This window comes from Pseudomonas sp. TWR2-1-1, assembly GCF_049897045.1.
GTDB classification, from domain to species: Bacteria; Pseudomonadota; Gammaproteobacteria; order Pseudomonadales; family Pseudomonadaceae; genus Aquipseudomonas; species Aquipseudomonas versuta.
Window position 1 is genome coordinate 364,638 of sequence record NZ_JAFCVM010000004.1, and the last position, 26,369, is coordinate 391,006.

The 26,369-nt window shown below is 55.5% G+C and carries 20 protein-coding genes; 4 read left to right on the top strand and 16 right to left on the bottom strand.

Annotation, left to right across the window (positions count from 1 at the left end):
* Positions 1-15: 15 nt before the first annotated feature.
* From rfaH to mtnA, 12 genes are all read right to left on the bottom strand, one after another.
* A complete protein-coding gene (gene rfaH, locus ACP7BO_RS12860) occupies positions 16-543 on the bottom strand; it encodes a transcription/translation regulatory transformer protein RfaH (protein WP_397456217.1) in 528 nt (175 codons plus the stop codon).
* Positions 544-1,750: 1,207 nt separating this feature from the next.
* A complete protein-coding gene (locus ACP7BO_RS12865; RefSeq protein ID WP_426210775.1) occupies positions 1,751-3,112 on the bottom strand; it encodes a Wzz/FepE/Etk N-terminal domain-containing protein in 1,362 nt (453 codons plus the stop codon).
* 321 nt (positions 3,113-3,433) lie between these two features.
* Positions 3,434-3,685, bottom strand: coding sequence for a lipopolysaccharide assembly protein LapA domain-containing protein (locus tag ACP7BO_RS12870; RefSeq protein WP_426210777.1), 252 nt, complete (start codon positions 3,683-3,685; stop codon positions 3,434-3,436).
* 24 nt (positions 3,686-3,709) lie between these two features.
* Positions 3,710-4,006, bottom strand: a complete 297-nt coding sequence (gene ihfB, locus ACP7BO_RS12875; RefSeq protein WP_048365589.1) for an integration host factor subunit beta — start codon at positions 4,004-4,006, stop codon at positions 3,710-3,712.
* A 388-nt stretch (positions 4,007-4,394) separates the two neighbouring features.
* A complete protein-coding gene (gene rpsA / locus ACP7BO_RS12880; protein ID WP_003447106.1) occupies positions 4,395-6,089 on the bottom strand; it encodes a 30S ribosomal protein S1 in 1,695 nt (564 codons plus the stop codon).
* A 122-nt stretch (positions 6,090-6,211) separates the two neighbouring features.
* Positions 6,212-6,901: a (d)CMP kinase gene (cmk, locus tag ACP7BO_RS12885; protein ID WP_060691403.1), complete on the bottom strand. Its 690-nt coding sequence runs from the start codon at positions 6,899-6,901 to the stop codon at positions 6,212-6,214.
* Entirely contained in the window at positions 6,898-9,129 is a 2,232-nt protein-coding gene (locus tag ACP7BO_RS12890) for a bifunctional prephenate dehydrogenase/3-phosphoshikimate 1-carboxyvinyltransferase (protein ID WP_397456212.1), read from the bottom strand. Before ACP7BO_RS12890 ends, cmk begins: the two co-directional genes overlap by 4 nt.
* Before the next feature lie 4 nt (positions 9,130-9,133).
* The gene (gene hisC / locus ACP7BO_RS12895) at positions 9,134-10,246 is read right to left on the bottom strand and encodes a histidinol-phosphate transaminase (RefSeq protein ID WP_426210781.1); all 1,113 of its coding nucleotides are present in this window, start codon (positions 10,244-10,246) and stop codon (positions 9,134-9,136) included.
* Positions 10,247-10,257: 11 nt separating this feature from the next.
* Positions 10,258-11,352: a prephenate dehydratase gene (gene pheA, locus ACP7BO_RS12900; RefSeq protein WP_060691400.1), complete on the bottom strand. Its 1,095-nt coding sequence runs from the start codon at positions 11,350-11,352 to the stop codon at positions 10,258-10,260.
* On the bottom strand, positions 11,352-12,437 hold the full coding sequence (gene serC, locus ACP7BO_RS12905; RefSeq protein ID WP_426210784.1) for a 3-phosphoserine/phosphohydroxythreonine transaminase: 1,086 nt from the start codon (positions 12,435-12,437) through the stop codon (positions 11,352-11,354). The genes pheA and serC overlap by 1 nt, the downstream gene beginning before the upstream one ends.
* A 186-nt stretch (positions 12,438-12,623) precedes the next feature.
* Positions 12,624-15,287, bottom strand: a complete 2,664-nt coding sequence (gyrA, locus tag ACP7BO_RS12910; RefSeq protein ID WP_426210786.1) for a DNA gyrase subunit A — start codon at positions 15,285-15,287, stop codon at positions 12,624-12,626.
* Between the two features lie 389 nt (positions 15,288-15,676).
* Positions 15,677-16,753, bottom strand: coding sequence for an S-methyl-5-thioribose-1-phosphate isomerase (mtnA, locus tag ACP7BO_RS12915; RefSeq protein ID WP_397456208.1), 1,077 nt, complete (start codon positions 16,751-16,753; stop codon positions 15,677-15,679).
* A gap of 108 nt (positions 16,754-16,861) precedes the next feature.
* Between mtnA and ACP7BO_RS12920 the strand changes: the two genes are divergently transcribed.
* From ACP7BO_RS12920 to ACP7BO_RS12935, 4 genes are all read left to right on the top strand, one after another.
* Positions 16,862-18,193, top strand: a complete 1,332-nt coding sequence (locus tag ACP7BO_RS12920; RefSeq protein WP_426210788.1) for a TRZ/ATZ family hydrolase — start codon at positions 16,862-16,864, stop codon at positions 18,191-18,193.
* Between the two features lie 64 nt (positions 18,194-18,257).
* A complete protein-coding gene (gene ubiG / locus ACP7BO_RS12925; RefSeq protein ID WP_397456206.1) occupies positions 18,258-18,956 on the top strand; it encodes a bifunctional 2-polyprenyl-6-hydroxyphenol methylase/3-demethylubiquinol 3-O-methyltransferase UbiG in 699 nt (232 codons plus the stop codon).
* Between the two features lie 3 nt (positions 18,957-18,959).
* Positions 18,960-19,631, top strand: a complete 672-nt coding sequence (gene mupP, locus ACP7BO_RS12930; RefSeq protein WP_060691395.1) for an N-acetylmuramic acid 6-phosphate phosphatase MupP — start codon at positions 18,960-18,962, stop codon at positions 19,629-19,631.
* A gap of 42 nt (positions 19,632-19,673) precedes the next feature.
* Positions 19,674-20,414 carry a YciK family oxidoreductase gene (locus tag ACP7BO_RS12935; RefSeq protein ID WP_426210790.1) on the top strand — a complete coding sequence of 247 codons (741 nt, stop codon included), beginning with the start codon at positions 19,674-19,676 and terminating at the stop codon, positions 20,412-20,414.
* Between the two features lie 86 nt (positions 20,415-20,500).
* Here the strand turns inward: ACP7BO_RS12935 and ACP7BO_RS12940 are convergent, their stop codons facing one another.
* From ACP7BO_RS12940 to ACP7BO_RS12955, 4 genes are all read right to left on the bottom strand, one after another.
* Entirely contained in the window at positions 20,501-21,286 is a 786-nt protein-coding gene (locus tag ACP7BO_RS12940; RefSeq protein ID WP_397456203.1) for a TenA family transcriptional regulator, read from the bottom strand.
* 45 nt (positions 21,287-21,331) lie between these two features.
* The gene (locus ACP7BO_RS12945) at positions 21,332-23,791 is read right to left on the bottom strand and encodes an EAL domain-containing protein (RefSeq protein ID WP_397456201.1); all 2,460 of its coding nucleotides are present in this window, start codon (positions 23,789-23,791) and stop codon (positions 21,332-21,334) included.
* A 132-nt stretch (positions 23,792-23,923) separates the two neighbouring features.
* The gene (locus ACP7BO_RS12950) at positions 23,924-25,804 is read right to left on the bottom strand and encodes an ABC transporter ATP-binding protein (RefSeq protein WP_426210793.1); all 1,881 of its coding nucleotides are present in this window, start codon (positions 25,802-25,804) and stop codon (positions 23,924-23,926) included.
* The gene (locus ACP7BO_RS12955; protein WP_060691390.1) at positions 25,734-26,369 is read right to left on the bottom strand and encodes a DsbA family protein; all 636 of its coding nucleotides are present in this window, start codon (positions 26,367-26,369) and stop codon (positions 25,734-25,736) included. The genes ACP7BO_RS12950 and ACP7BO_RS12955 overlap by 71 nt, the downstream gene beginning before the upstream one ends.

Consider the following 26,369-nt stretch of genomic DNA (forward strand, 5'->3'; position numbering starts at 1 on the left):
AGGCCTAAATTTCACTTAGCGATTGGCGATACTCGTCACCGGTAAACTGATCTGTTGCTGTCGATTCATTAAATTGATGAGCAGAATGACTCTTTCTTCGCCGTCCATTGCCATGAATATGGACTCAATACCTGCGAAGCTCTGATCAAGAATGGTGACTTTATCGCCGGGGTTGTAGGCCGCAATGGTGTGCGTGCTTGCACGATCTTGCAGTTGAACAATGAGGTCATGGCTTACAGCCAGAGGCCGACCGCCAAAAGCCACAATGCGAGCTACGCCCCGCGTTGAGCGCAATGGAGCCCAGTTAGCACCTTGGGGCATATGAATAAAGAGATAGCCCGGAAATAAGGACTCTTGAGTGAATTGCAATTGGCCACGTACGAGCTTTTCGCGCCGGCAGGATGGGCGCGAGCAGCCATAACCCTGACGCTGAAGGTTCTCCTCAGCCCGCTCGTCTTGTCTGGGTTTGCACTGCACCAAGTACCAGTCGCCTGGCTTGGACGTACTGGTTTCGCAGGCTGCTGCGGGGGTTGTTATGGACATGGGCATTTCATTAATGGGTCTTCCGTTTACCATTGTATGGTGCAATCGCCAGTGACTCGTATCTGGCTTGTTTCTTTTCCATAGCGGCTAAATAGAATAACCGCTACGAGTTCGACCCGTCTGCATCGGAACGTCGACGACGTCAGTTATGAGTTCGGCACAGCGTCAACAGTTCCTTTGCCGATGCTCGTTTTGCCACTATATGGTCAAGCCTCAAACGTATCTGCTCAGGCTACAGAACCATACCTGAAACCCATTAATGCGAATTCTTATGAATTGCATAGGCCGGATAATCGCCAAAATTTACAAACCTGCGCGGATGATACAGCTCTCACCTCTCAATTCAACATTACCGCGCTGAGGACCTTGGTTTTGTATCACTGCGCCCAAGGCGGCTTAGCTGGCAACCGGTAAAGAGATACATTATGCCTTCGAGGTACCAGCATGGCTTTCAAGGAATGGACAATACGACCACTGGCGCACATTTCACCCGTAGAATTCCCAATCATCGATAGGAGGTATCGGCCAGACAGCCCACCTTACGACCAACGATTATGGCCTGCCGCTTGATTGGCAGTGATTGACGGGGCCCTTTAGCGGTCCATCCATGTATTAGCAATACACTGTTGTCGCCGGACAGGCTAAGAGGCAACCATAATGATTGGTAACTGCGCCTTGGTTCAAAAATTATCCAGACACCCTTTTCGATAAATAATATCTTGGAGCAACCAACGTCCGGCTCCGCGTTGGACAAATAAAGTTTATGCCTCTCCCTCCACAGTCTGACACGTACAGATAGGGTAAGCATCGCCAATGCCCTCCCCGGCTTCGAAAGGCAGTGCGATGAGTGGTTACTGCAGACGTCGCAGTTAAACTGCAGTGTTGTGGATCAGAACTCACTTCAAGCTTGAAAGCATTTTCCAGGACTAGAGCTGTAACTTCCTGAATATCCGGTTGCTACATAGAACCGGATATCCAAAGACAGCTCCCCGTAAGTTGGGACTCAACCGGCACGAGAAACGTTAGTCTGAGTAATTTTCAGGACCTCAACGCACTCAGTAGAAAGCCGGTCTCGTGCGTTGGATGCCAGCATGAACTTTTGCGCTTTGCTCATGCGCCAAAACAACCGTAATAGCTTAAGAAGCTGCTTTAAGTATCGGCGACCACCCCATAAAACCGGGCGGACGATCATCCGCCCAAAACCACATCAGCTCTTATCGTTTGGCAGGGCTTTCCCACTGGTTGCTGTGCCCGTCCATGTATCTACAACTCCCGGTGCAGTCGTAATTTGTACTGCCCCCTGACGCATAGCTACAAAGTACCTGACCAAAACAATCAATACGCCAAGCATGCCACCCAGCAACAAACCTAACAGTATGACCAAGGCCTTCTTAGGTTTAATTGGCTGCATTGGCTCCAGGGCTTTGCGGTCGATTGAGACTAATTTCATGTTGCTGCTATCGAGGTTACTCAAATTCCCCAAACGCACGATCTCGGCACGCAACGGCTCTACACCACTTAAGAACAGGTCTTCATTTTGGCGCTGCTTAAGCACTTCTACTTCACGGTTGCTTTGCAGTAGTTGCAGCTCACGGGCAATTTGGGCTATGCGCCCCTCGGTGAAATCGTCAGTTTTTCGCTGCTGAAGGGCTGCTCGTTCTGCTTCAAGTGCATCTGTACCCATGAAATATAAGGGAATTTGCTGATTGTTGATTTCGGTCCGCATGCCGCTGGCTTCGCCAGTGCGGCCTGAGTCACCCAACGCCGAGGGGGTCGTAGGCTTTTGAATGTTCAAGGACCTGGCGATGCCAATAGCCTCGCTCAGTTGCGCCATACGATCAGTACGCCCAACTTTGAGTTGCTGACGCAATGCCTTAAGTTCGTCCTGCAGTTGCGCACGCTTAATATTGTCAGTTTCTATCAGGGTGGCTATACGCGCTTCCTTGTCCATCTCATAGCTTGAGCGCGCAGCGTCTATTTGGCCTTTAAGCTCAGCCAGACGGTTATTGACGATTACCTTGAGGTCCGCGGCGATTTGCTCACGCTCAGCATTTATGGCGTAGTCGACAAAGCCATTAAGGATCTTTACACCGTCCACGCCCTTGGGGTATCTCAGCTCCAGACCAATCACAGCACTGAGAGAATCGGCTTTTTTAGGATCAGGAAGTATCAGCTTCAAAGAGTCGCGATTAAAGTCCTCGAAGCTTTGCTCCAAGGTGCGACCGGGGCGCTTGAACTGCGAAAATAGGCTTTGGTTGTCCCTGAAGAATCCCAGCCGATTGTCATAGGACTCGAGCGAGGAGCCCACTTTTAATAGAGCTTCACTTGGCGGCAAGGTGTATACCCCCGACCGATTGAGTGCATCCAGCTCATTAATGGCTGCTGGGCGTAGCACGCTACTCACCTGATATTCAGGCGTACTCAGGTAGGCATAGCCCAAAGCGACCAGACCACACAGAACAGTAGTAGAGATGATGGTTTTTTTCTGCTGCCAAATCACTTGAAACAAGGCGAATAAATCAACCTCATTAGGCGAATGAGCATTAGGGATACGGGAAATACTACTCACAACCAAGACCTGCCTTCAAAAGAAACTGCGGGCTCGTTATGCAGCGATTTTCATGCGCGTGGACATGGCCGTGTAACTTCAGGCTTAAGCATCATGCGCACCTGAAGGAGCATAAAAATAGCTGGAAATCGAGAATTAAAAGCATTTTGTCAGCATCTCGAAACTATACAAGCCTAACAAACTGAAAGAGCTTTCTGGCATCTACAAAATTTTTACGGTTGCCATTGGCACTAGACCGATCAACCAATGGCTGAACACTCGCCCAGCCACATTGCCGTGAAAAACAGGCGATTCACACCTACCGTGTGAAATCCGAAATACTTAGGAATGGGCCAATAAGCTGCGTTTTAGCTTCGCAGCTTTTCGTTTATAGGCTACAAACCCCATTACGGGACCTACAGCCATTCCCAATAGCAGCGCGACTATAAAAATCAACGAGACCGGCAGTTCTGCAGATCGCCACCCGAGAAACATCAGCGAGGTTGGCTGCTGGTTTTCAAGGATGAAGATTACCGTCCCCAGAACTACCACGAGCCCAAATACCACCAGCACCACACGCTTAAAGTCACGCATATGAGGCTCCTATATCCTTAAGGGTTAAAGGTCGTCTTCCTCATCTTCATTAACGCGATCCCGAAGCTCTTTGCCCGGCTTGAAATGAGGAACAAATTTACCATCGAGACTGACTGACTGACCGGTCTTTGGATTACGCCCAACTCGCGGCGCTCGATAGTGTAGCGAGAAGCTGCCAAAACCACGGATTTCGATTCGATCTCCGGTTGCGAGGCACTGGGACATTTGTTCAAGCATGGTCTTGATAGCCAACTCTACATCCTTGGATGAAAGTAGCCCTTGATGGGTGACAATTCGTTCGATCAACTCCGACTTCGTCATATTTTTCCCTTCTTTTTCAAGCAGCTAGATCAGCGCTTCAAAGGTTTTAGCATGATCGAAAGAATTTGAACAGCCCAGGGATTGACTTATCTCTACCGACAGCACCGCCATGCCAAACAGCCAGCAGATTACAAAAACAGGCTTGGCCGCAAGCCTATGAGCCATCACCCCCGCCACAGGCGTTACAGCCGCTCTTCCCAGCAGGCTTGCGCAATACGACACTTCAAGCTGTGCACGATGGCAGTACTTGCACCGACAAGCCCTAGCACGTCATCACAGACCAGCCAGACTTCGTGGTCGAGATAGCGGGACATTGTGCTAACGAGCTCAAATTAAAGGCACAAAAAAGGGCGACCTAAGTCGCCCTTTTTTTATGGTAAATCAGAACTTAGTTCTGTTTTTCCATTTGTGCACGCAGCAGGTCGCCCAGAGTGGTCGGACCAGCAGCAGGCTCAGAGGTAGCTGGCTTGTCGCGCAGGCTCTGAATTGCTTCCTTCTCGTCTTCAACGTCTTTCGACTTGATGGACAATTGGATTACGCGGCTTTTGCGATCAACGCTGATGATCTTGGCTTCTACTTCTTCGCCTTCTTTCAGAACGTTACGTGCATCTTCGATGCGGTCACGGCTGATTTCGGAGGCTTTCAGAGTTGCTTCGATATCCGGAGCCAAAGTGATGATGGCGCCTTTAGCGTCAACTTCTTTCACGATGCCCTTAACGATTGCGCCTTTGTCGTTCTCTTGTACGTACTCGGAGAACGGATCGCTTTCCAGCTGCTTGATACCCAGGGAGATGCGCTCGCGCTCTGGATCAACAGACAGGATAACGGTGTCCAACTCGTCGCCCTTCTTGAAACGACGTACGGCTTCTTCGCCAACTTCGTTCCAGGAAATGTCGGACAGGTGAACCAGGCCGTCGATGCCGCCGTCCAGACCAATGAAGATACCGAAATCGGTGATCGACTTGATGGTGCCGGAGATTTTATCGCCCTTATTGAACTGGCCAGAGAAATCTTCCCATGGGTTAGATTTGCACTGCTTGATGCCGAGGGAGATACGACGACGCTCTTCGTCGATGTCCAGAACCATAACTTCCACTTCGTCGCCGACTTGTACGACTTTCGAAGGGTGGATGTTTTTGTTGGTCCAGTCCATTTCGGAAACGTGTACCAGACCTTCAACGCCCTCTTCCAGCTCAGCGAAGCAGCCGTAGTCGGTCAGGTTGGTAACACGAGCGGTAACGCGAGTACCTTCTGGGTAACGGGCTTTGATAGCAACCCATGGATCTTCGCCCAGTTGCTTCAGGCCCAGGGAAACACGATTGCGTTCGCGATCGTACTTCAGAACCTTGACATCGATCTCGTCGCCAACGTTGACGATTTCGGAAGGATGCTTGATACGCTTCCAAGCCATGTCAGTGATGTGCAACAGGCCATCAACACCGCCCAGATCGACGAATGCGCCGTAATCCGTGAGGTTTTTGACGATACCTTTAACTTGCTGACCTTCTTGCAAGGATTCCAGCAGAGCTTCGCGCTCGGCCGAGTTCTCTGCTTCAAGCACGCTACGACGAGAAACAACAACGTTGTTGCGCTTCTGGTCCAGCTTGATAACTTTGAATTCCAGCTCTTTGCCTTCCAGGTGCGTAGTATCGCGCACTGGACGAACGTCAACCAGAGAACCTGGCAGGAACGCACGGATGCCGTTAACGTCGACAGTGAAGCCGCCTTTAACCTTACCGTTGATAACGCCCTTGACAACTTCTTCTGCTGCGAAGGCTGCTTCCAGAACGATCCAGCATTCAGCGCGCTTGGCTTTTTCACGGGACAGTTTGGTTTCGCCAAAGCCGTCTTCGACCGCGTCCAGCGCAACGTGAACTTCATCACCGATGTTGATGTTCAGTTCGCCAGCGTCGTTGTGGAACTGTTCCAGCGGGATGAGGCCTTCAGACTTCAAACCAGCGTGAACGGTTACCCAACCAGCTTGGTAATCGATATCAACGATGATAGCGGTGATGATAGAGCCAGCCTGAAGATTCAGGGTTTTTAGGCTTTCTTCAAAGAGTTCTGCAAAGCTTTCGCTCATTTTAATTCCTGTTGATCAAGGGCGAAGGATACGCCCATCTGCCACATTCCAGACAATGTGGGTTACGTTCATATAAAAGAAGGCACGCAGGACTATTTCTGGTCTCCTGCACGCTTTCTTGGTCATCCAGCGATATCGCGAAGTGCGATTTCACTCATGATTTTTTCAAGCACCTGATCGATCGACAACTCCGTGGAGTCCAGCTGTATCGCATCAGCCGCCGGTTTAAGCGGGGCTATTGCACGCTGCGTGTCACGCTCATCGCGGGCACGTATCTCATCTAGCAGACCCGAGAGACTAACATCATCGCCCTTGGCCTTCAACTGCAAGTAACGGCGACGGGCCCTTTCCTCGGCGCTAGCCGTCAGAAATACCTTCAGCGGCGAGTCCGGAAAAACCACCGTACCCATGTCGCGACCATCTGCAACCAGACCGGGAAACTCCTGAAATGCACGCTGACGTTGCAGCAAAGCCTCTCGCACAGCGGGTAACGCCGCTACTTTCGAGGCTCCCGCAGCTACAGTCTCACTGCGAATGGCGTGAGTGACGTCATCACCTTCCAGGACAATGCGCGCAGGCTTGCCGTCCGTCGCTCCGACGAACTGCACATCAAGATGTGCAGCCAGTTTTTCGAGCAGCGGCTCGTTATCCAGCGCAACACCATGATTAGTCGCGGCAAACGCGAGCAAGCGGTACAAGGCACCAGAATCGAGCAAATTCCACCCCAGACGCTTGGCCAGGATACCGGCAACGGTACCCTTGCCCGAACCACTAGGACCGTCGATGGTGATAACCGGCGCCGGGGCAATCACGACTGCGCCTCTTGCGCCACTCGAATGCCTACTTGCTTGCACAGGGCAAGGAAGTTAGGGAACGAGGTCGCGACATTGGCACAATCATGGATACGGATAGGAGCCGTGGCTCGCAGCGAAGCAATACTGAATGCCATCGCAATGCGGTGGTCGCCATGACCATGAACTTCACCGCCTCCAATGGAGCCGCCATCAATAATGATGCCATCCGGGGTCGGCTCGCATTTCACGCCCAGCGTCAGCAGACCATCAGCCATGACCTGAATACGATCAGACTCCTTGACCCGTAACTCTTCAGCACCGCGCAGGATCGTACGACCTTCTGCCACAGCTGCAGCTACGAACAGCACCGGAAATTCATCAATCGCCAATGGCACCAGCTCTTCAGGAATCTCGATACCTTTAAGTTTGGCTGCGCGCACACGCAGATCAGCTACAGGCTCACCACCTACTTCGCGCTGGTTCTCGAGGGTGATATCCGCCCCCATCAATCGCAAGATATCGATAACGCCGGTACGGGTCGGGTTGATACCGACATGCTCCAGCACCAGATCGGAACCCTCGGCGATCGAGGCTGCTACGAGGAAGAACGCCGACGACGAGATATCCCCGGGCACTTCAATGTGGGTTGCCGTGAGCTTATGACCCGACTCGACCGAGGCTGTCGCCCCCTCAACACTGACCGGATAGCCAAAACCACGCAGCATGCGCTCGGTATGGTCGCGAGTGGGCGCAGGCTCAGTAACGGAGGTTTTGCCTTCAGCATACAAACCGGCCAGCAGCAGACAGGATTTAACCTGGGCACTGGCCATCGGCAGGGTGTAATCCATCCCCTTGAGCGTATGCCCGCCACGAATAGTCATCGGCGGACGACCTTCAGCAGCAGTTTCAATCACCGCACCCATTTCACGCAGCGGGTTAGCCACGCGATTCATCGGGCGCTTGCTCAGCGAGGCATCGCCGGTCAACGTTGTGTCAAAGCTCTGCGCAGCCAGCAAGCCCGACAACAGACGCATCGAAGTACCGGAGTTACCCAGGTAAATCGGGCCTGGCGGAGCTTTCAAACCGTGCAGACCTACTCCATGAATGGTGACACGACCATGATGTGGACCTTCGATCACCACCCCCATGTCACGGAATGCCTGCAGCGTTGCCAGAGCGTCTTCGCCTTCAAGGAAGCCTTCGACCTCGGTTGTGCCTTCAGCCAATGAGCCAAGCATGATTGAGCGGTGAGAAATCGACTTGTCACCCGGTACACGAATCTGGCCGTTTACTTTGCCACCTGGTTCAGCCAGGAAAATCAGATCATTTGAATTCATAGGGTCCACATATGCCCGGCGGGCCAGGATTTTACTGAAATGCTCGCGAGCAACCCGGGCGCGAGTAAAGACGCCCAGTAATTGATGCCCGTCCCCTGCGTCGACCGCGTCGCGCAAGGCGTCGAGATCACTGCGAAATGTATCCAATGTGCGCAACACCGCCTCGCGGTTCGCGAGAAAAATGTCATGCCACATTACCGGGTCGCTTCCGGCGATTCTTGTGAAATCGCGAAAACCTCCCGCAGCGTAACGAAAGATATCCAGATTCTCATTGCGCTTGGCAAGAGAGTCCACCAACCCGAACGCCAGCAGATGCGGCAAATGACTGGTTGCAGCCAGCACCTCATCATGACGCTCGACCTGCATATGCTCGACGTCTGCCCCCAGGGCTCGCCACATGGTATCTACCAGGGCCAACGCCGCAGGATCAGTCTCGGCCACAGGCGTCAAAATAACCTTGTGCCGCTCGAACAGACTGGCATTAGAAGCTTCGACGCCACTTTGCTCCGACCCGGCAATAGGATGCCCGGGGACAAAGCGTGCCGGCATCGCACCAAAAGCCTGAGTCGCTGCACGCACGACATTACCTTTGGCGCTGCCCACATCGGTCAATACTGCATGCCCCAGATCCATACCCGCCAACAAGCCGAGCATTTTCTCCATGGCCAGAATCGGCACCGCCAACTGAATGACATCGGCACCAAAGCAGGCGGTTGCAAGATCAGCTTCGCAGCGATCCACCACACCCAACTCTACAGCCAGCACACGCGATGCAGGGTCCAGATCGACCCCGACCACCTCGGTGCACAGTCCGCTTTCGCGCATGCCTTTGGCGAAGGAACCGCCAATCAGACCCAGCCCGACCACAACCAGACGCCCCACTACAGGCTTTACAGATTTCAACGACATTACATCAACCACGAGCAAGAACCTTGGCCAGCGCCTCAAGCAGGCGGGTGTTTTCCGCCGGCAGGCCAATAGTGATGCGCAGATGGTTCGGCATACCGTAATTGGCCACCGGACGCACAATCACGCCTTCACGCAACAACCCCTGATAAACAGGGGCGGCTACTTGACCCAGGTCTACCGCAACAAAGTTGCCTCGGGACGGAATCCAGCCCAGGCCCAGCTCGCGAAAGCCGTCCTGCAACTGCTGCATGCCGGCCTCGTTAAGGCGGCGGCTTTCAGCCAGGTAGTCTGCATCCTGCAGTGCGGCACAAGCCGCCGCCAACGCCAGGCTATTGACATTGAAAGGCTGGCGAACCCGATTCAACACGTCCGCCACCACAGGCGTCGACAGACCATAGCCGACGCGCAAGGCAGCCAGACCATAAGCTTTGGAGAAGGTACGAGAAACCAGAAGATTAGGATAAGCCGAGAGAAACTCGAGACCGTCAGGCAGCTCGCCACCTTCAGCGTATTCGATATAGGCCTCGTCCAGCACGACCAGAACCCGCTCAGGCACATCCTGCAAAAACTCGTTCAGTGCATCCACACCAAACCAGGTTCCTGTAGGGTTATTCGGATTGGCAATGAAAACCACGCGGGTATCACTGTCAATCGCCTCAAGCATTGCAGGCAAGTCATGCCCCCAGTCCTTGGCCGGTACAACTTTTGCCTGCGCGCCTACGGCCTGGGTCACAATCGGATACACCGCAAATGCATGCTCACTGAACACGGCATTCAGGCCCGGCGCCAGGTAGGCCCGCGCTACCAGCTCCAGAATGTCGTTGGAGCCGTTACCCAGCGTCACCTGATCAAGCTGCACGCCGCAACGCTCAGCCAACAAGCTCTTGAGGGCAAAACCGTTGCCATCCGGATAACGCGTCAGTTCGGCCAACTCGTCACGAATGGCTTGCAACGCCTTCGGGCTCGCACCCATAGGATTTTCATTGCTGGCCAGTTTGACGATGGTTGCCGGGTCTATGCCCAGCTCTCGCGCCAGTTCGTCCACAGGCTTGCCCGGGACGTAAGGCGAAAGTTGTTGTACGCCCGGCTGCGCCAGGGCGAGAAAATCACCGCTCATGTATGACCGCCTCAGAGAACCGCTTTCGGGTAGGAACCCAACACTTTAAGTGCCACTGCTTCTTGGCTGATTTGCTCGAGCACACTTTTGACCAGTGGGTCGCGGTGATGGCCGGCAAAGTCGATAAAGAATACATAGGTCCATTTACCGCTACGCGAAGGACGCGTCTCGATACGCGTCAGGTCGATCCCGTTTTCATGGAACGGCACCAGCAACTCGTGCAAAGCACCAGGACGGTTACTCATCGATACAATAATCGATGTCTTGTCATCACCCGTCGGCGGCACCTCCTGACTGCCGATCATCAAGAAACGCGTTGAGTTGTCCGGACGATCTTCAATTTTTTCAGCCAGCCGGGTCAGGCCATAGAGGCCTGCTGCCATATCGCCAGCAATCGCTGCCGAGTTCCACTCACCCTTGACCCGCTTGGCCGCCTCGGCATTGCTCGAAACCGCAACACGCTCGACGTTCGGATAATGCGCGTCCAGCCATTTGCGGCACTGGGCCAACGACTGGGCGTGGGAGTAGATACGACTGATGCTGTCGGTCTTGGTGTTTTCACCCACCAGGAGGTGATGGTGAATCCGCAGCTCAACTTCGCCACAGATCACCATGTCGTGTTCGAGAAAGCTGTCCAGCGTGTGGTTCACGGCACCTTCGGTGGAGTTCTCCACAGGCACCACACCAAAGTTGACGGCACCCGCCGCCACTTCGCGGAATACCTCATCGATCGCAGCCATCGGCTTGCTGATAACAGCATGACCAAAGTGCTTCATTGCCGCAGCTTGAGTAAAGGTACCTTCAGGTCCGAGGTAGGCCACTTTCAGTGGCTGCTCCAGCGCCAGGCACGAAGACATGATTTCGCGGAACAGACGCGCCATCTCTTCATTGCCCAACGGGCCTTTATTGCGTTCCATCACACGCTTGAGCACCTGCGCCTCACGCTCAGGCCGATAAAATACCGGAACTTCGCCTTCAGCCAGGGTGGCCATTTTTACCCGCGCCACTTCCTGGGCGCAGCGGGCACGCTCACTGATCAGCTCCAGAACCTTTTCGTCCAGGCTGTCGATGCGCACGCGCAGCGCCTTGAGTTCTTGCTCGGACATTAGCCGTGTTCCTTCTCGAACTCTGCCATGTAAGCCACCAACGCGTTAACCGCGGTGATGTCCACAGCGTTATAGATAGAAGCCCGCATGCCACCCACCGAGCGATGCCCTTTTAGGTTCAGCAGCCCGCGAGCTTCAGCACCCACCAGGAATGGCTTGTCCAGACGATCGTCCGCCAGACGGAACGGCACGTTCATCCATGAGCGATCCGACTTGTTGATCGGGTTGCTGTACAGGCCGCTAGCGTCGATGAAGTCATACAGGGTGCGTTTCTTGATTTCGTTAAGCCTGCCGATGGCTTCAACACCACCCTGCTCTTTGAGCCACTCAAACACCAGACCGGACAGATACCAGGCCAGTGTCGGAGGCGTGTTGTACATGGAGCCGTTATCTGCCGCCACTTTGTAATCGAGCATCGTCGGGCAAATCGATCGCGCCCTGCCCAGCAAGTCTTCACGAATGATATTGACCACAATACCGCTCGGCCCGATGTTTTTCTGGGCCCCTGCGTAGATCATGCCGAAGCGGGAGATATCAACCGGACGCGACAAAATGTCGGAGGACATGTCAGCAACCAACGGCACATCACCCGTTTGCGGGATCCAGTCGAACTCCAGGCCACCAATGGTTTCATTCGGCGCGTAATGAACGTAGGCCGCGTCTTTCGACAGATTCCACTCGTTCTGACCGGGAATTGCGAAGTAATCGTAAGGCTTGGCGCTCGCTGCCACGTTGATGTGGCCAAAGCGCGAACCTTCTTCAATGGCTTTTTGCGACCAGATGCCGGTATCGATGTAATCCGCCTTGCCATTTTCAGGCAGCAGATTCAGTGGAATCTGGGCAAATTGCTGGCTTGCGCCACCCTGCAGAAACAGGACTTTATAGTTCGAGGGAATAGACAGCAGGTCACGCAGATCCTGCTCAGCCTTGGTCGCGATGGACACGAACTCATCACTACGATGGCTCATCTCCATGACCGAGAGGCCCTTGCCATGCCAGTCGAGCAACTCGGACTGGGCACGCAACAGGACAGCTTCAGGAAGCGCAGCAGGACCTGCGCAGAAGTTATAGGCTCGTTTGCTCACATCCACTCTCGCTCTGATTTGGTGGGTCACGCAATAAATCAATTATCAATACAGTGCTCAATGCGGGGGCGCGCTTGCGATAGCGGTGTAACAGTCAGCATTGACAGTTAGTCAGTCATCGCGAGCGAGCTCGCTCCTGCACATACAACAAGGGGGCGAATCTTCATCCGCCCCCTGTGTGCCCGCTTATTCCTGCGGCTGCTCTTCGTCAGCGCCAGCCTCTAGCGGCTGCTCGTCGTCGAGACCATCGTGAATGGCCTCATCATCGAGTTCAGCACCACCATCGACTTCACCTTCAAGCTCTTCACCCTCGACTTCCGACGGTTCCTGAACCCGCTCCAGGCCGACCAGCGTTTCATCGCTGGCCAACTTGATCAAGGTGACGCCCTGAGTATTACGACCCAGGCTCGATACCTCATCGACACGAGTACGCACCAGCGTGCCCTGATCGGAGATCAGCATGATCTCTTCGCCATCAAGCACCTGGACTGCACCGACCAGACGGCCGTTACGGTCGTTGCTGACCATGGCAATAACACCCTGACCGCCACGCTTGTACTCAGGGAACTCGCTGATCGCGGTCCGCTTGCCATAACCGCGCGCCGAAGCGGTGAGGATCTGGCTGCCCTCTTCAGGAATCAGCATCGAAATCAGCTTCTGACCTTCTGGCAGACGCATGCCGCGTACACCGCGGGCAGTACGACCCATGGCCCGCACGTCAGACTCTTTAAAGCGAGTCACCTTGCCGCCATCGGAGAACAGCATGACTTCGCGCTCACCATCGGTAATGGCGGCACTGATCAGCACGTCACCTTCGTCCAGCTCAAGCGCAATCAAGCCCACGCTGCGTTGGCGGCTGAAGGATTCGAGCGGGGTCTTCTTCACGGTACCGTTAGCGGTGGCCATAAAGATGAAGTGGCCCTCGGTGTACTCCTCGACCGGCAGCATGGTGGTGATGTATTCACCCTCACCCAACGGCAGCAGGTTAACCAGCGGACGACCCCGTGCAGCACGTGATGCCTCAGGGATTTCGTAGGTTTTGAGCCAGTACACCTTGCCTTTGCTGGAGAACAGCAAGAGCGTGGTGTGGCTGTTGGCAACCAGCAGGTGAGCAATGTAGTCCTCATCCTTGACGCCAGTAGCCGACTTGCCTTTACCGCCACGACGCTGGGCCTGGTACGCAGCCAGCGGCTGAGTCTTGGCGTAGCCACCGTGGGAGATGGTCACCACACGCTCTTCTTCCGGGATCATGTCACCCAGGGTCAGATCGAGACGATGATCCAGAATTTCGGTACGACGAACGTCGCCGTATTCCGCACGAATGACTTCCAGTTCCTCGCGGATCACTTCCATCAAGCGCACTGCGCTATTGAGGATGCGGATCAGCTCACCGATCTGGTTGAGGATTTCCTGGTACTCGGCCAGCAGCTTCTCGTGCTCAAGACCGGTCAAACGGTGCAGGCGCAATTCAAGGATGGCTTGGGCCTGCTCTGGCGACAGGAAGTACTTGCCCTCGCGCAGACCGTATTGCGGATCAAGGTTGTCAGGGCGGCACGAATCCGCACCGGCGCGCTCAACCATTGCCACTACCGCACTGGACTCCCAAGGCGTGCTGATCAGCGCTTCCTTGGCTTCAGACGGGGTTGGCGAGGCTTTGATCAACGCGATTACCGGATCGATGTTGGACAGGGCAACCGCCTGGCCTTCAAGGATGTGACCACGCTCGCGGGCTTTACGCAGTTCGAAAACAGTACGACGGGTAACCACTTCACGACGGTGACGAACAAACGCTTCCAGCAGGTCCTTGAGGTTCAGGATCCGCGGGCGACCGTCGATCAACGCAACGATGTTGATACCGAACACGGCTTGCAGCTGGGTCTGGGCATAAAGGTTATTAAGAATAACCTCCGGCACTTCACCACGACGCAGCTCGATTACAACACGCATGCCGTCCTTGTCGGACTCGTCACGCAGCTCGGTGATGCCTTCGAGTTTCTTCTCTTTAACCAGCTCGGCGATCTTCTCGATCAGACGCGCCTTGTTCAGCTGATACGGCAGCTCGGTGATCACGATCTGCTGACGACCACCGACCTTGTCGATGTCTTCAATCATCGAGCGGGCACGCATGTAAATACGGCCACGACCGGTGCGATAGGCTTCAATGATGCCCGCTCGACCGTTGATGATTGCAGCTGTCGGGAAGTCAGGGCCCGGGATGAACTGCATCAGTTCATCGATGCTCAGCTCCGGGTTGTCGATCAGCGCCAGGCAACCGTCGATGACTTCGCCGAGGTTGTGCGGCGGAATATTGGTGGCCATGCCCACAGCGATACCGCTGGAGCCGTTGACCAGCAAGTTGGGAATGCGGGTCGGCATGACGGCCGGGATCATTTCCGTGCCGTCGTAGTTCGGCACCCAGTCCACGGTCTCTTTGTGCAAGTCGGCCAGTAGTTCGTGGGCCAGCTTGGTCATGCGCACTTCGGTGTATCGCATGGCCGCAGCGTTGTCGCCGTCGACCGAACCGAAGTTGCCCTGACCGTCTACCAGCAGGTAGCGCAGGGAGAATGGCTGAGCCATTCGAACGATGGTGTCGTAAACCGCGGTATCACCATGCGGGTGATACTTACCGATTACGTCACCGACCACACGGGCAGATTTCTTGTACGGCTTGTTCCAGTCGTTGTTCAGTTCGCTCATCGCAAACAGCACACGCCGGTGCACGGGCTTCAAGCCATCGCGTGCATCAGGCAGTGCCCGCCCGACAATTACGCTCATTGCGTAGTCGAGGTAGGACTGTTTCAGCTCGTCTTCGATATTGACCGGGAGGATTTCTTTGGCCAGTTCGCCCATGAGAAGCCTGATTCCTTTTTCGGGTGAAACTTCGCCACATCCATTCGGGACGAACGAAGCTCGCCGCTGCTGACCACGTGTCATGCAGCGACTTACGACAAATCAACGAGTTATGACACGGATTTGCGCAGTAAGGGCAACCCTTGCGGACTACCCTGGAAACCGCCGAATGTTATCACAATCGCCGCCACGCACCTATCCCCCAGACGCGCATGGAGCATAGTAATTGGCCAGGTGATGGGCCTGAGCGTGTCCAGAGAGGCTCTGGAAGCGATTGAAGGGATAAAGAGAGCGATTGCGCAGCTCCTGGCGAAGGCGATGTTAAAGTCCGAACAGCCTGCAAAAAAAGGGCAGCTTCGCCACCCTTCTCCGGCAACTACAAGAACGCCTCAGTGCAAGCGCTTGCGACACATCAATTGCGCCATCTTGGCCGCATCCGGGCGTTCAACTATGCCCTTCTCGGTCACAAGCACATCAATCAGATCGGCCGGCGTCACATCAAATACCGGGTTGAATGCCTGCACCTGCGCAGCAACAGGCTTACCACCGACCTCAAGCAACTCACTCCCCTCACGCTCCTCAACAGGGATGTCGTCACCACTGGTCAGCTCCATATCGATGGTCGAACTGGGCGCTACCACCATGAAGCGTACGCCGTGATGCATGGCATTTACCGCCAGCTGATAGGTACCAATCCTGTTTGCCACATCGCCATTGGCCGCGATTCGGTCAGCGCCCACTATCACCCAGGTCGCCCCCTTGGTTTTCATGATGTGTGCCGCAGCCGAGTCCACATTGAGCACCACCGGAATGCCTTCGTTCGCCAACTCCCAGGCTGTGAGTCGCGCGCCCTCCAGCCCGGGCCGGGTTTCGTCGGCATAAACCTGCTCGATCATGCCCTCCAGCCAGGCACCGCGAATCACTCCCAGCGCCGTGCCAAAACCACCAGTGGCCAGCGCACCGGCATTGCTGTGGGTCAACACAGTCTGAGCGTTGCCCTGATGACGACGGATCACATCGACACCCAACTGCGCCATGGTCAGATTGGCCTCACGATCACTTTCATGAATGGCTAACGCCTCAGCCTCCAGTATCTGCAGAACATCGGCATTACCTTTGGCACGTGTCAATCGGTCACGCATGCGATTAAGCGCCAAGAGCAAATTCATTGCAGTGGGCTGTGAGTCCGCCAACAGTGCGAAATCTTCCTCCAGCGCCGCCACCCAATCACCGCCTGCGGCCTTTCGCACGCGAGCCGCCAACACCACGCCATAGGCTGCGGCAATGCCGATCGCCGGAGCACCGCACACAACCATTTCGCGAATCGCCCGGGCAACCTCTTGCGCACCGGTACAGGCCAGCCACGTCTCATCAAAAGGCAAGCTACGCTGATCCAGCAGATACAGGGCCTCACCCCGCCAATCGATGGCTTTTACCTTTTCCGCCGCCAACAGTCGATCGCGCATGCTTTCCCCTATCACACAGATACAAAGCCGCCGATTATAGCGAGCCCACCTTTAAGACGCTCGGGTATACTTCGCCTCCTTTTGACATTGCACTGGAAGCCGTTTTCGATGCCCACCCCGCCCCTGCACCTCGATCTGCTGCTGCTGCCGACCTGGCTGGTACCCGTAGAGCCCGCCGGGGTTGTGCTCAAGGAACATGGCGCCGGTATCAGGGACGGACGCATCGTATTCATTGGCCCACGCCTCGAAGCCTTGAAACATGCCGCCAGCGAAACCCGCGAACTGCCTGGCATGCTGCTAAGCCCCGGCCTGATCAATGCCCATGGCCATGCGGCCATGACCCTGTTCCGCGGGATGGCCGATGACCTGCCGCTGATGACGTGGCTGGAGCAGCATATCTGGCCCGCAGAAGCCAAGTGGGTAGATGAAGACTTCGTGCGCGACGGCACCGATCTGGCCATCGCCGAGCAACTCAAGGGCGGCATTACCTGTTTCAGTGACATGTATTTTTACCCCAAGACCGCCAGCGAGCGGGTGCACAACAGCGGCATTCGTGCACAAATCGCCATTCCGATTCTCGACTTTCCGATTCCTGGCGCCAGCTCTGCTGATGAAGCACTGCGCCAGGCCGTCGAGCTGTTTGGCGACCTGAAGTATCACCCGCGAATCAAAATTGCCTTCGGCCCCCACGCCCCCTACACGGTAGGCGACGAGAACCTGGAAAAAGTCCGGGTAATGGCCGATGAGCTTGATGCGGCAATTCAGATGCACGTACACGAAACTGCCTTCGAGGTGCAGCAGGCTGTTGAGCAACATGGCGAGCGCCCGCTGGCTCGCCTTGCCCGCCTGGGTTTGCTGGGACCCCGCTTTCAGGCCGTCCACATGACCCAGATCAGCGATGACGACCTGACAATGCTGGTAGAAAGCAACGCCAGTGTGATCCATTGCCCCGAATCCAACCTCAAACTGGCCAGCGGCTTTTGCCCTGTCGAGCGCTTGTGGCTGGCAGGGGTCAATGTGGCGATTGGCACTGACGGTGCTGCCAGCAATAATGACCTGGACCTGCTGGGCGAAACCCGTACAGCCGCCTTGCTGGCCAAAGCCGTCGCCGGCTCGGCCACAGCACTGGATGCACATCGCGCATTGCGCATGGCAACCCTTAACGGGGCCCGGGCACTGGGGCTGGATAACGAAATCGGCTCAATCGAGCCTGGCAAAGCCGCAGACCTGGTAGCTTTCGACCTGAGCGGGCTGGCCCAGCAACCGATTTATGACCCTGTATCGCAACTGATCTACGCCACCGGCCGCGATTGCGTAAAACACCTGTGGGTCGGGGGCAAACAATTGCTCGATGATGGCAAACTGACCCGAATGGACGAGCCGCAACTCTGCGCAACCGCCCAGGCCTGGGGCCAGCGCATCAGCAGCCAGACGCATTGATTCAAAACCTTCAGGCCTGCGCCCGAAGTAATACCAGGATTTTTCAGCTTTAGAGGATTTACCCATGAGCAACGTTGACCACGCCGAGATCGCTAAATTCGAAGCGCTTGCCCATCGCTGGTGGGATCGTGAAAGCGAGTTCAAACCCCTGCACGACATCAACCCGCTGCGCCTCAACTGGATTGACGAGCGTGTGCAACTGGCCGGCAAAAAAGTGCTCGATGTCGGTTGCGGTGGCGGCATTCTCAGCGAGTCCATGGCACAGCGCGGCGCAACCGTAACGGGCATTGACATGGGCGAAGCCCCGCTGGCCGTGGCCAAACTTCATCAGCTCGAATCCGGCGTGAATGTTGAATACCGCCAGATCACTGCCGAAGAACTGTCCGTCGAAATGCCCGGGCAGTTCGATGTTGTGACTTGCCTTGAAATGCTCGAGCACGTGCCTGATCCGGCATCGGTGATCCGCGCCTGCTACCGCATGGTCAAGCCGGGCGGCCAGGTGTTCTTCTCGACCATCAACCGCAACCCGAAATCGTATCTGTTCGCGATTATCGGCGCGGAATACATCATGAAGCTGATCCCGCGCGGGACTCATGATTTCAAGAAGTTCATCCGCCCTTCCGAACTGGGTGCCTGGAGCCGCCAGGCCGGCCTGAGCGTCAAGGACATCATTGGCCTGACCTACAACCCGCTCACTAAGCACTACAAGCTGGCCGCCGATGTCGACGTCAACTACATGATCCAGACCCTACGCGAGGAGTAACCCATGCGCTTAAGAGCAGTTCTTTTTGACATGGACGGCACCCTGCTCGATACCGCTCCGGACTTTATCGCCATCTGCCAGGCCATGCGGGCAGAACGCGGGCTGGCACCCGTTGCCGACAAACTGATACGCGACGAGATCTCCGGGGGCGCACGCGCCATGGTCGCCGTAACGTTCGGCATGGATCCTGAAGCACCCGGGTTCGAAGCACTGCGCCTTGAGTTCCTCGAACGTTATCAGCAGGATTGTGCGGTACACACCAAGCTGTTTGATGGCATGGAACAATTGCTGAGCGATATTGAAAAAGCCCATCTGGTGTGGGGTGTGGTAACCAACAAGCCGGTACGCTTTGCTCAACCGATCATGGAACGACTGGGCCTGGCTGAGCGCTCGGCGGTATTGATCTGCCCGGACCACGTGAGCCGCAGCAAACCCGACCCTGAACCCATGATTCTCGCCTGCAAAATGCTCAACCTTGACCCGGCCAGCGTTCTGTTTGTAGGTGATGACTTGCGCGACATAGAGTCTGGCCGCGATGCCGGCACCAAGACCGCCGCTGTACGCTTTGGCTACATCCACCCCGACGACAACCCCGACCACTGGGGCGCCGACGTAGTGGTCGATCACCCAAGCGAGTTGCGCAAAGTGCTGGATAACGCGGTGTGCAGCTGCTGACCGCGAGCGCAGAACGATCTTTGATTTGTGTTGAGGTTCTTTATGTTTGATTATTCCGCCCGCCCCGACCTGCTTCAGGGCCGGGTGATTCTGGTTACCGGTGCTGGTCGCGGCATCGGCGCGGCAGCAGCAAAAACCTATGCAGCGCACGGCGCAACCGTACTGCTGCTGGGTAAAACCGAGGCCAATCTGAGCCAGGTATATGACGAAATAGAAGCCGCCGGTCACCCGCAACCTGCGGTTATTCCTTTCAATCTCGAAACCGCCCAGCCTCATCAATACGATGAACTGGCCGCCATGATCGAAAGCGAGTTCGGCCATCTTGACGGGCTATTGCACAATGCCTCGATCATTGGCCCGCGGACCCCTCTGGAGCAGCTGTCGGGGGAGAACTTCATGCGTGTCATGCAGGTGAACGTAAACGCCATGTTTATGCTCACCAGCACCCTGCTGCCACTGCTTAAATTGTCGCAGGACGCCTCGGTCATTTTCACTTCCAGCAGCGTCGGGCGTAAAGGCCGCGCCTACTGGGGGGCTTACGGCGTATCGAAGTTTGCCACCGAAGGCCTGATGCAGACCCTGGCTGACGAAGTCGATGGCGTGGCAGCCGTACGCTCCAACAGCATTAACCCGGGAGCCACCCGCACCAGCATGCGCGCAATGGCATACCCGGGAGAGAACCCGCAAAACAATCCGGAGCCTCAAGCCATCATGCCGGTTTACCTGTACCTGATGGGGCCCGACAGCACTGGCGTAAACGGCCAGGCGTTCAACGCCCAATAACCGATTGCTACACATAAAAAACCGCCGATAGCGAATAAACGCCACCGGCGGTTTTTTATAATCCAGGGCAAATCAATCGCGAGGAATCAGCCTTCAGCCAATTCCGGCCGCTTGCGCACGACCGGCTTTTTTTCATACTGCAGACAGCTTTGCAAAAACAGATACTGGAAGTCATAGCTCTTGCAAACCGCTTTGCGCAGCTCGGCTTGCAACGCTTCACTCGGATTCATCCCCGCCAGCGTGCAAATAATCTCCAAAGCCTCCCAAGGGTGCTCATCATCATACTGGGCATGCATCTTCAGCCATTTCATGGCGCGCTTGCGACCCTCTGCCGGCAGCGACTCCTCGTAAACATTTTGCGAGCAAACAATTGCAGCCCACTCACCCACCGCCCCCTCAATGGCATAGTTGGTCGCGGCCATGGACACCGCCAGCGAATCAGCTGTGCAGGTATGCCAGCACCAGTCGTTCAGCGCCTGAAACTCGGACGGTATGTCCTGGCCATTCATGTCGGCAAGGCTGACTCCGTGAGCATGTGCCCAGTTGACCCAGTAATCCGCATGGTTGAGTTCAACCCGAATATTGCGGATCAGCCACCGGCGGGCCATGTCTTCGCCAGGATGACGCCCATAACGGGTTTTCCCAAGATTACGCCCCATGTACAACGAAAACTGTTCGACCACCGGCCATCCGCCAATGAGGTACAACCGCATGATGGAGGGACTCAGCGTGTTATCACGCATGCGTATGTAGATTTCATGCTCCACAACCCGGCGCTTGCTCTCGCTGCAGTCGCGGATCAGCTTTTGAGCCCATTCTGGATAGCTGGTCGCTTCCATAAGAGGCCCGGTACGTACAAATGCATCCATCACAATCAAGTTCCTTCTCAGAGGTGACTTATAAAACCTGGCACCGCATCAACGCAAAGTGCCCGGCAACTTCAAAGTCAGGGCTTTGGGGCGTTTGGGTCGAGTCCACAAGCTGTCGCACGTAAACAATTGTGGGCGCTCAACTATATATCCTTGGGCATAGTCGACCCCGATCTCAATCAAAGCCTGCTCAATTTGAGGGCTTTCAACAAACTCGGCAATAGTCTGCTTGCCCATAACGTGCCCTATATGATTGATCACCTCAACCATGGCCCGATTAATGGGGTCATCCAACATATCCCTGACGAAACTACCGTCAATTTTCAAAAAGTCGACGGGTAAGTGTTTCAAGTAGGCAAAGGAAGACATGCCGGCACAAAAGTCATCCAGGGAAAAGTGACAACCCAGGCCCTTGAGCTCATTTATAAAGCGTATGGCACTGCCCAGGTTGGCAATGGCGCTGGTTTCGGTAATTTCAAAACAGATCCGCCCTGGAGCCACGCCATAACATTCAAATTGCTCGTGCAGAAAAGCCAGGAACTCTTCATCACCGATGGTGGAACCCGACAGGTTGATCGCACACATCGCCATCGACTGCCCAGCTCTCGGAGCAGGGCACTGGGAAATGATCTTGAACACGTTTTCGACCACCCAACGGTCAATCGAAGTCATCAGACCATAACGCTCAGCCGCCGGAATAAAGCTGTCAGGCAAAATCAGATCTGTACTGCCGTCACGCAAGCGCAGCAGTATTTCAATGTGCCCTCCATCCTCCTCAGTACGCCCAAGAGGGGCGATCTCCTGGGAGTAGAGGCAAAACAGATTATCCTCCAGCGCCACGTGCAAACGCTGCACCCATGCCATCTCACCAAAGCGCAATGACAGTTCAGAATCATCCGCATGATAGACCTGAACCCGGTTGCGCCCCTTTTCCTTGGCCATGTAGCACGCCATGTCCGCAGCACGCATTGAAGCTTCCAGTGTCTGCGGGGCTTGATGAATATGAACCAGGCCAATGCTGATGGTGTTCAGAAACGGTCGACCCTTCCATGCAAAGTGCAGGCTCTGCACGGTTTGACGCAAACCCTCAGCAATTTTTTCAGCGGCATCGGCCGGGCAATTTTCCAGCAAGATACCGAACTCATCGCCCCCCAGACGTGCCAGCGTATCGCCCTCACGCAATCCGGAATGCAGCAATGCACAAATATGGCGCAACAACTCGTCACCGGCAGCATGCCCGCAGGTGTCATTGACCAGCTTGAACTGATCCAGATCGAGGAACATCAATGCATGCCGGCCCTGCTGTCGGGCCAGATTCTGTAAAACCAGTTCCAGACGGTATTCAAACTCGCGGCGATTGGCCAGACCAGTGAGTGCATCGTGGGTCGCCTGCCAGGACAAGTTGGCAATGTATTGGCGCTCGCGAGTCATGTCGTGCAATACCAGAACCGCACCACTTACCTTGCCGGCATGAAGGATTGGCGCACCGACCAACGCAACCGAAACCGTACTGCCGTCCACACGCTGAATCAGTTTTGAGTGCTCACTGTTATTACCCAACTGACCACTGAGAATGCGGTCAATCAACCTGAAACCATCATCCAGGGCGTTCTCGTCCAGCAATTTGAATAATGCGGCCAGAGGAACGCCTTGTGCCTGTCCGGACTTCCAGTGTGTCAATTGTTCGGCGGCCGGGTTCATATAAGTTATCGCGCCGTTTACATCGGTACTTATTACCCCGTCACCAATAGATTCAAGTGTGATTTGCGCACGTTCTTTTTCAACCTGCAGGGCTTCGGCAAACTCACGACTCTGGGCCAAAACCTTGTGAGTACGCATAAGCGCTAAAACAATCAGCCCTAGCGCCGTGGTCACATTCGTAATGATCAACAATTGCAGAATAAAGCGCGACCCCTCGCCCAGAGCGTCGCTAAAAGCTTTGGCAGCAGGGGTAACACCTTCGTTAATTTGGGAAATGGCTTTTTCCCAGCGCTCTTCGTCAGTGGCGCTGGCTTGATTGGCGGCGATAACCCGGTGAATGTCTTGAGCCAGGTTATCCAGTTCAATCAAGTACTCGTCGCCCAGGCCCCACTTCTCAATGGCCGTATGCATATAACTGAAATTATGAAAGTTACGGTAAAACCAGATAATGCTCGGCACATCCTGCGCACTGTTACCTCCTTGCAGAATGCCTTCACGCGCTGCATTCAGGTCAGGAGGCGACTGATCCAGCGCAATCCGCAGCCGGTGCCCGCCTTGGGGCACACTCATCGCTTGCTGATATTTTTCAAAATCAGCCGGATTATGAGTATCGACATATAGATGAAGGTAGTAGATGGCGTCTTTTTGACCTTTAGACCACAAGCTTTCACCTGCGACATATCCCCTCACCGCGGAGAGCATATAAAGACTGATACAACCCAATAGCGCCTGAAACAGCACGACCGCAATAAAGGGCCAGACAATACCCAAAAGGCGTGGGGTAACGAGGGGACGCTTGTGCTTCATGAGTTCCCTTTGTTTCAAGACGGCTAAAGAAAACCAGAGAAAATGCCTCAATCAAGTTGAGCCTAGGCTAGTTTCTGCCGCCCATCAGGATCACGGGTGCAACCCACATTTAAAAGCCCGGAATTCTCGCCGTCAGTTTTGCTGTAAATGCCCATACAGCCTGGCGTAAATACCTCCTTGCGCAATTAACTGTTGGTGATCGCCATCTTGCGCAATACGCCCGCCATCAAACACGAGCACACGATCTGCCTGTTTTACCGCAGATAAACGATGGGCAATAATTAAAGTGGTACGCCCGCTCAAAAATTTTCCCAAAGCGTGATGCAGGTTGTATTCCGTAGCGGTATCCAGGGCGCTGGTAGCCTCATCGAGGATCACCACCCGGGGTTCGGCCAGCACCATTCGCGCGATCGCCAGACGCTGGCGCTGTCCACCCGACAAGCGCACACCGGAACGCCCGACAATACTGTCCAGACCTTGGGGCAACAAACGAATGGTGCCGTCCAGCTGGGCAATTTCCAGAGCACGCCAGCATGCGTCGTCCGTTCGCTCACGGCCCATGGTCAGGTTGGCCCGCACCGTATCGTTAAACAGCGCCGGATGCTGAAGCACCACGGCCACATGTTCGCGAATGGTTTCCAGGCCAATCTCCGACTGGCTGGCACCGGCAAAATGGATGCTGCCTGACTGCGGTGTATAGAGCCCCAGCAATAGCTGCACCAAGGTACTTTTACCGCCACCGCTGGTGCCCACAATGGCGACCTTTTCACCCGCTGCAATGGTCAGATTCAAACGATCCAGAATCTTCTCATCGCCATAGCTGAAGCTGAGGTCGCGCACTTCGATATCAACGGTCTGACGCCCCTTGAATGGATCGACGCCAACGCGGTACTGCGGCTCGTCACGGCGCGCCAGCAACTGGTTGATCCGGGTAATCGCACCACCCGCGGCATAAAAGGCGTACTGCAGGTTGAGCAGTTGCTCGACCGGCCCGATCATGAACCACAGGTAGCTGAACACGGCGAGCATCTGGCCGATGGACAGATCGGAGAACAGCACCGTCAACATTGCCGCGGCACGGAAAATATCGATACCGAACTGGAACAACAGGCCACTGGCCCGGTTCGAGGCATCGCTTTTCCATTGGGATGACGTGGCGAAATCACGCACTTCCCGGGCCCGATTGCCCAAGCGACCGAGGAAAAAGCCCTGACGATTGCCCGCGCGAACTTCCTGAATGGCGTCCAGGGTTTCCGTCAGCGCCTGGGTAAAACGCGCAGTGCTGTCGTTCTCCAGCTTTTTGAGGTGTTTGACCCGCTTGCCCAACTGCACGGTGGCGAAGATTACCAACGGGTTGAACAGCAGAATCAATAATGCCAACTGCCAGTGCATCCACAACAAAATCGCCGAGGTGCCAACCAAAGTCAGCATCGCAATCAAAAACCGGCTTAATGTTTCGCCGACAAATTTGTCGAGTGTGTCCAGGTCGGTGACCAAATGCGTGGTTACCGTACCACTGCCCAGACTTTCATACTCCGCCAGCGAGATGCGCTTGAGGCGTTCGATCAGCCGCAACCGGATGCGATACACGATGTCTTTGGACAGTCGGGAGAACAGGCGAGCCTGCAAGACGTTAAACAGCAGCGCACCACAGCGCAGCATCAGCGTCACAAACAGCATCAAGCCGATATAGCCCGCAGCACTTTGCCAGGCGGCCGGCAGCCCGTGATTCATGACTTTGAGCGCAGCATCCCCATTGCCCAGCAGCACTTCATCAACCAGTAACGGCAACAGCAATGGAATCGGCACGCTGCACAGCGTGGTTAATACCGCCACGCCATTGGCGAGCCACAAGGCTTTTTTATGGCGCAGGGCCAGACGACGGATTTCGCTCCAGCTCAGGCGATCTGTAGTCACAGGCGGCGATGTTGCCTGGTCGGGATCAAGCACGCTTGGCGCGTTCAAGCCAGCGGCCGAGCAAGTCGGACACCGGCCCCAGAGCCTGATAGCCATTGGTCAGCAGCGCCAGCTGACCGTCACGCTCGGCGAGCAAGGTAGGAAATCCGGCAATCCCCAGATCCTGCACCCAGGTAAAGTCGGCAGCGGTCGCGGCGTGCTGTTCGGCGCTGTCGAACGCTGCAGCAAACTCGATCCGCGGCAACCCGGCCGTCTCGGCCAGCTCGGCCAGCACACTGGCCTGAGTCACATCACGCCCCTGAACATAGAAAGCCTGCTGAATCAGCTTCACCAGTTTCCAGGCGCAATCGGGTGCCAGGCTGCGGGCCGCGACAACCGCCCGGCATGCTGGCTCGCAGTCATAGACAAAGCCATCGGGCAAGGCCCCCTCAAGCGTGAACGGTTGCCCGGTGGCAGCGGTCACAGCCTGCCAGTGTTCAAGGATGTAGCGCCGGGTCGCGGGCTCCAATGAAGCCGCACCGCCGGTGCGCAAGCCTCCGACCACCAGATGCAACTCTACCCCCGCAGCCTGCGCCTGCTCGACCAGGGCCTCGACGATGGGGGCAAAACCCCAGCACCACGAACACATAGGATCCATTACATAGAGCAGGCGTGCGGACAT

Excerpts from the sequence above, each read along its gene's own strand:
- ACP7BO_RS12870 (WP_426210777.1), bottom strand. The coding sequence starts at position 3,685 with ATGCGTGACTTTAAGCGTGTGGTGCTGGTGGTATTTGGGCTCGTGGTA.
- hisC (WP_426210781.1), bottom strand. The coding sequence starts at position 10,246 with ATGAGCGGTGATTTTCTCGCCCTGGCGCAGCCGGGCGTACAACAACTT.
- rfaH (WP_397456217.1), bottom strand. The coding sequence starts at position 543 with ATGTCCATAACAACCCCCGCAGCAGCCTGCGAAACCAGTACGTCCAAG.
- mupP (WP_060691395.1), top strand. The coding sequence starts at position 18,960 with ATGCGCTTAAGAGCAGTTCTTTTTGACATGGACGGCACCCTGCTCGAT.
- ubiG (WP_397456206.1), top strand. The coding sequence starts at position 18,258 with ATGAGCAACGTTGACCACGCCGAGATCGCTAAATTCGAAGCGCTTGCC.
- pheA (WP_060691400.1), bottom strand. The coding sequence starts at position 11,352 with ATGTCCGAGCAAGAACTCAAGGCGCTGCGCGTGCGCATCGACAGCCTG.
- ACP7BO_RS12955 (WP_060691390.1), bottom strand. The coding sequence starts at position 26,369 with ATGTCCGCACGCCTGCTCTATGTAATGGATCCTATGTGTTCGTGGTGC.
- ACP7BO_RS12890 (WP_397456212.1), bottom strand. The coding sequence starts at position 9,129 with ATGTCGTTGAAATCTGTAAAGCCTGTAGTGGGGCGTCTGGTTGTGGTC.
- ACP7BO_RS12935 (WP_426210790.1), top strand. The coding sequence starts at position 19,674 with ATGTTTGATTATTCCGCCCGCCCCGACCTGCTTCAGGGCCGGGTGATT.
- ACP7BO_RS12920 (WP_426210788.1), top strand. The coding sequence starts at position 16,862 with ATGCCCACCCCGCCCCTGCACCTCGATCTGCTGCTGCTGCCGACCTGG.
- mtnA (WP_397456208.1), bottom strand. The coding sequence starts at position 16,753 with ATGCGCGATCGACTGTTGGCGGCGGAAAAGGTAAAAGCCATCGATTGG.
- ACP7BO_RS12945 (WP_397456201.1), bottom strand. The coding sequence starts at position 23,791 with ATGAAGCACAAGCGTCCCCTCGTTACCCCACGCCTTTTGGGTATTGTC.
- ACP7BO_RS12950 (WP_426210793.1), bottom strand. The coding sequence starts at position 25,804 with ATGGCTATCAGGCTCTGGGGCCGGTGTCCGACTTGCTCGGCCGCTGGC.
- ihfB (WP_048365589.1), bottom strand. The coding sequence starts at position 4,006 with ATGACGAAGTCGGAGTTGATCGAACGAATTGTCACCCATCAAGGGCTA.
- gyrA (WP_426210786.1), bottom strand. The coding sequence starts at position 15,287 with ATGGGCGAACTGGCCAAAGAAATCCTCCCGGTCAATATCGAAGACGAG.
- rpsA (WP_003447106.1), bottom strand. The coding sequence starts at position 6,089 with ATGAGCGAAAGCTTTGCAGAACTCTTTGAAGAAAGCCTAAAAACCCTG.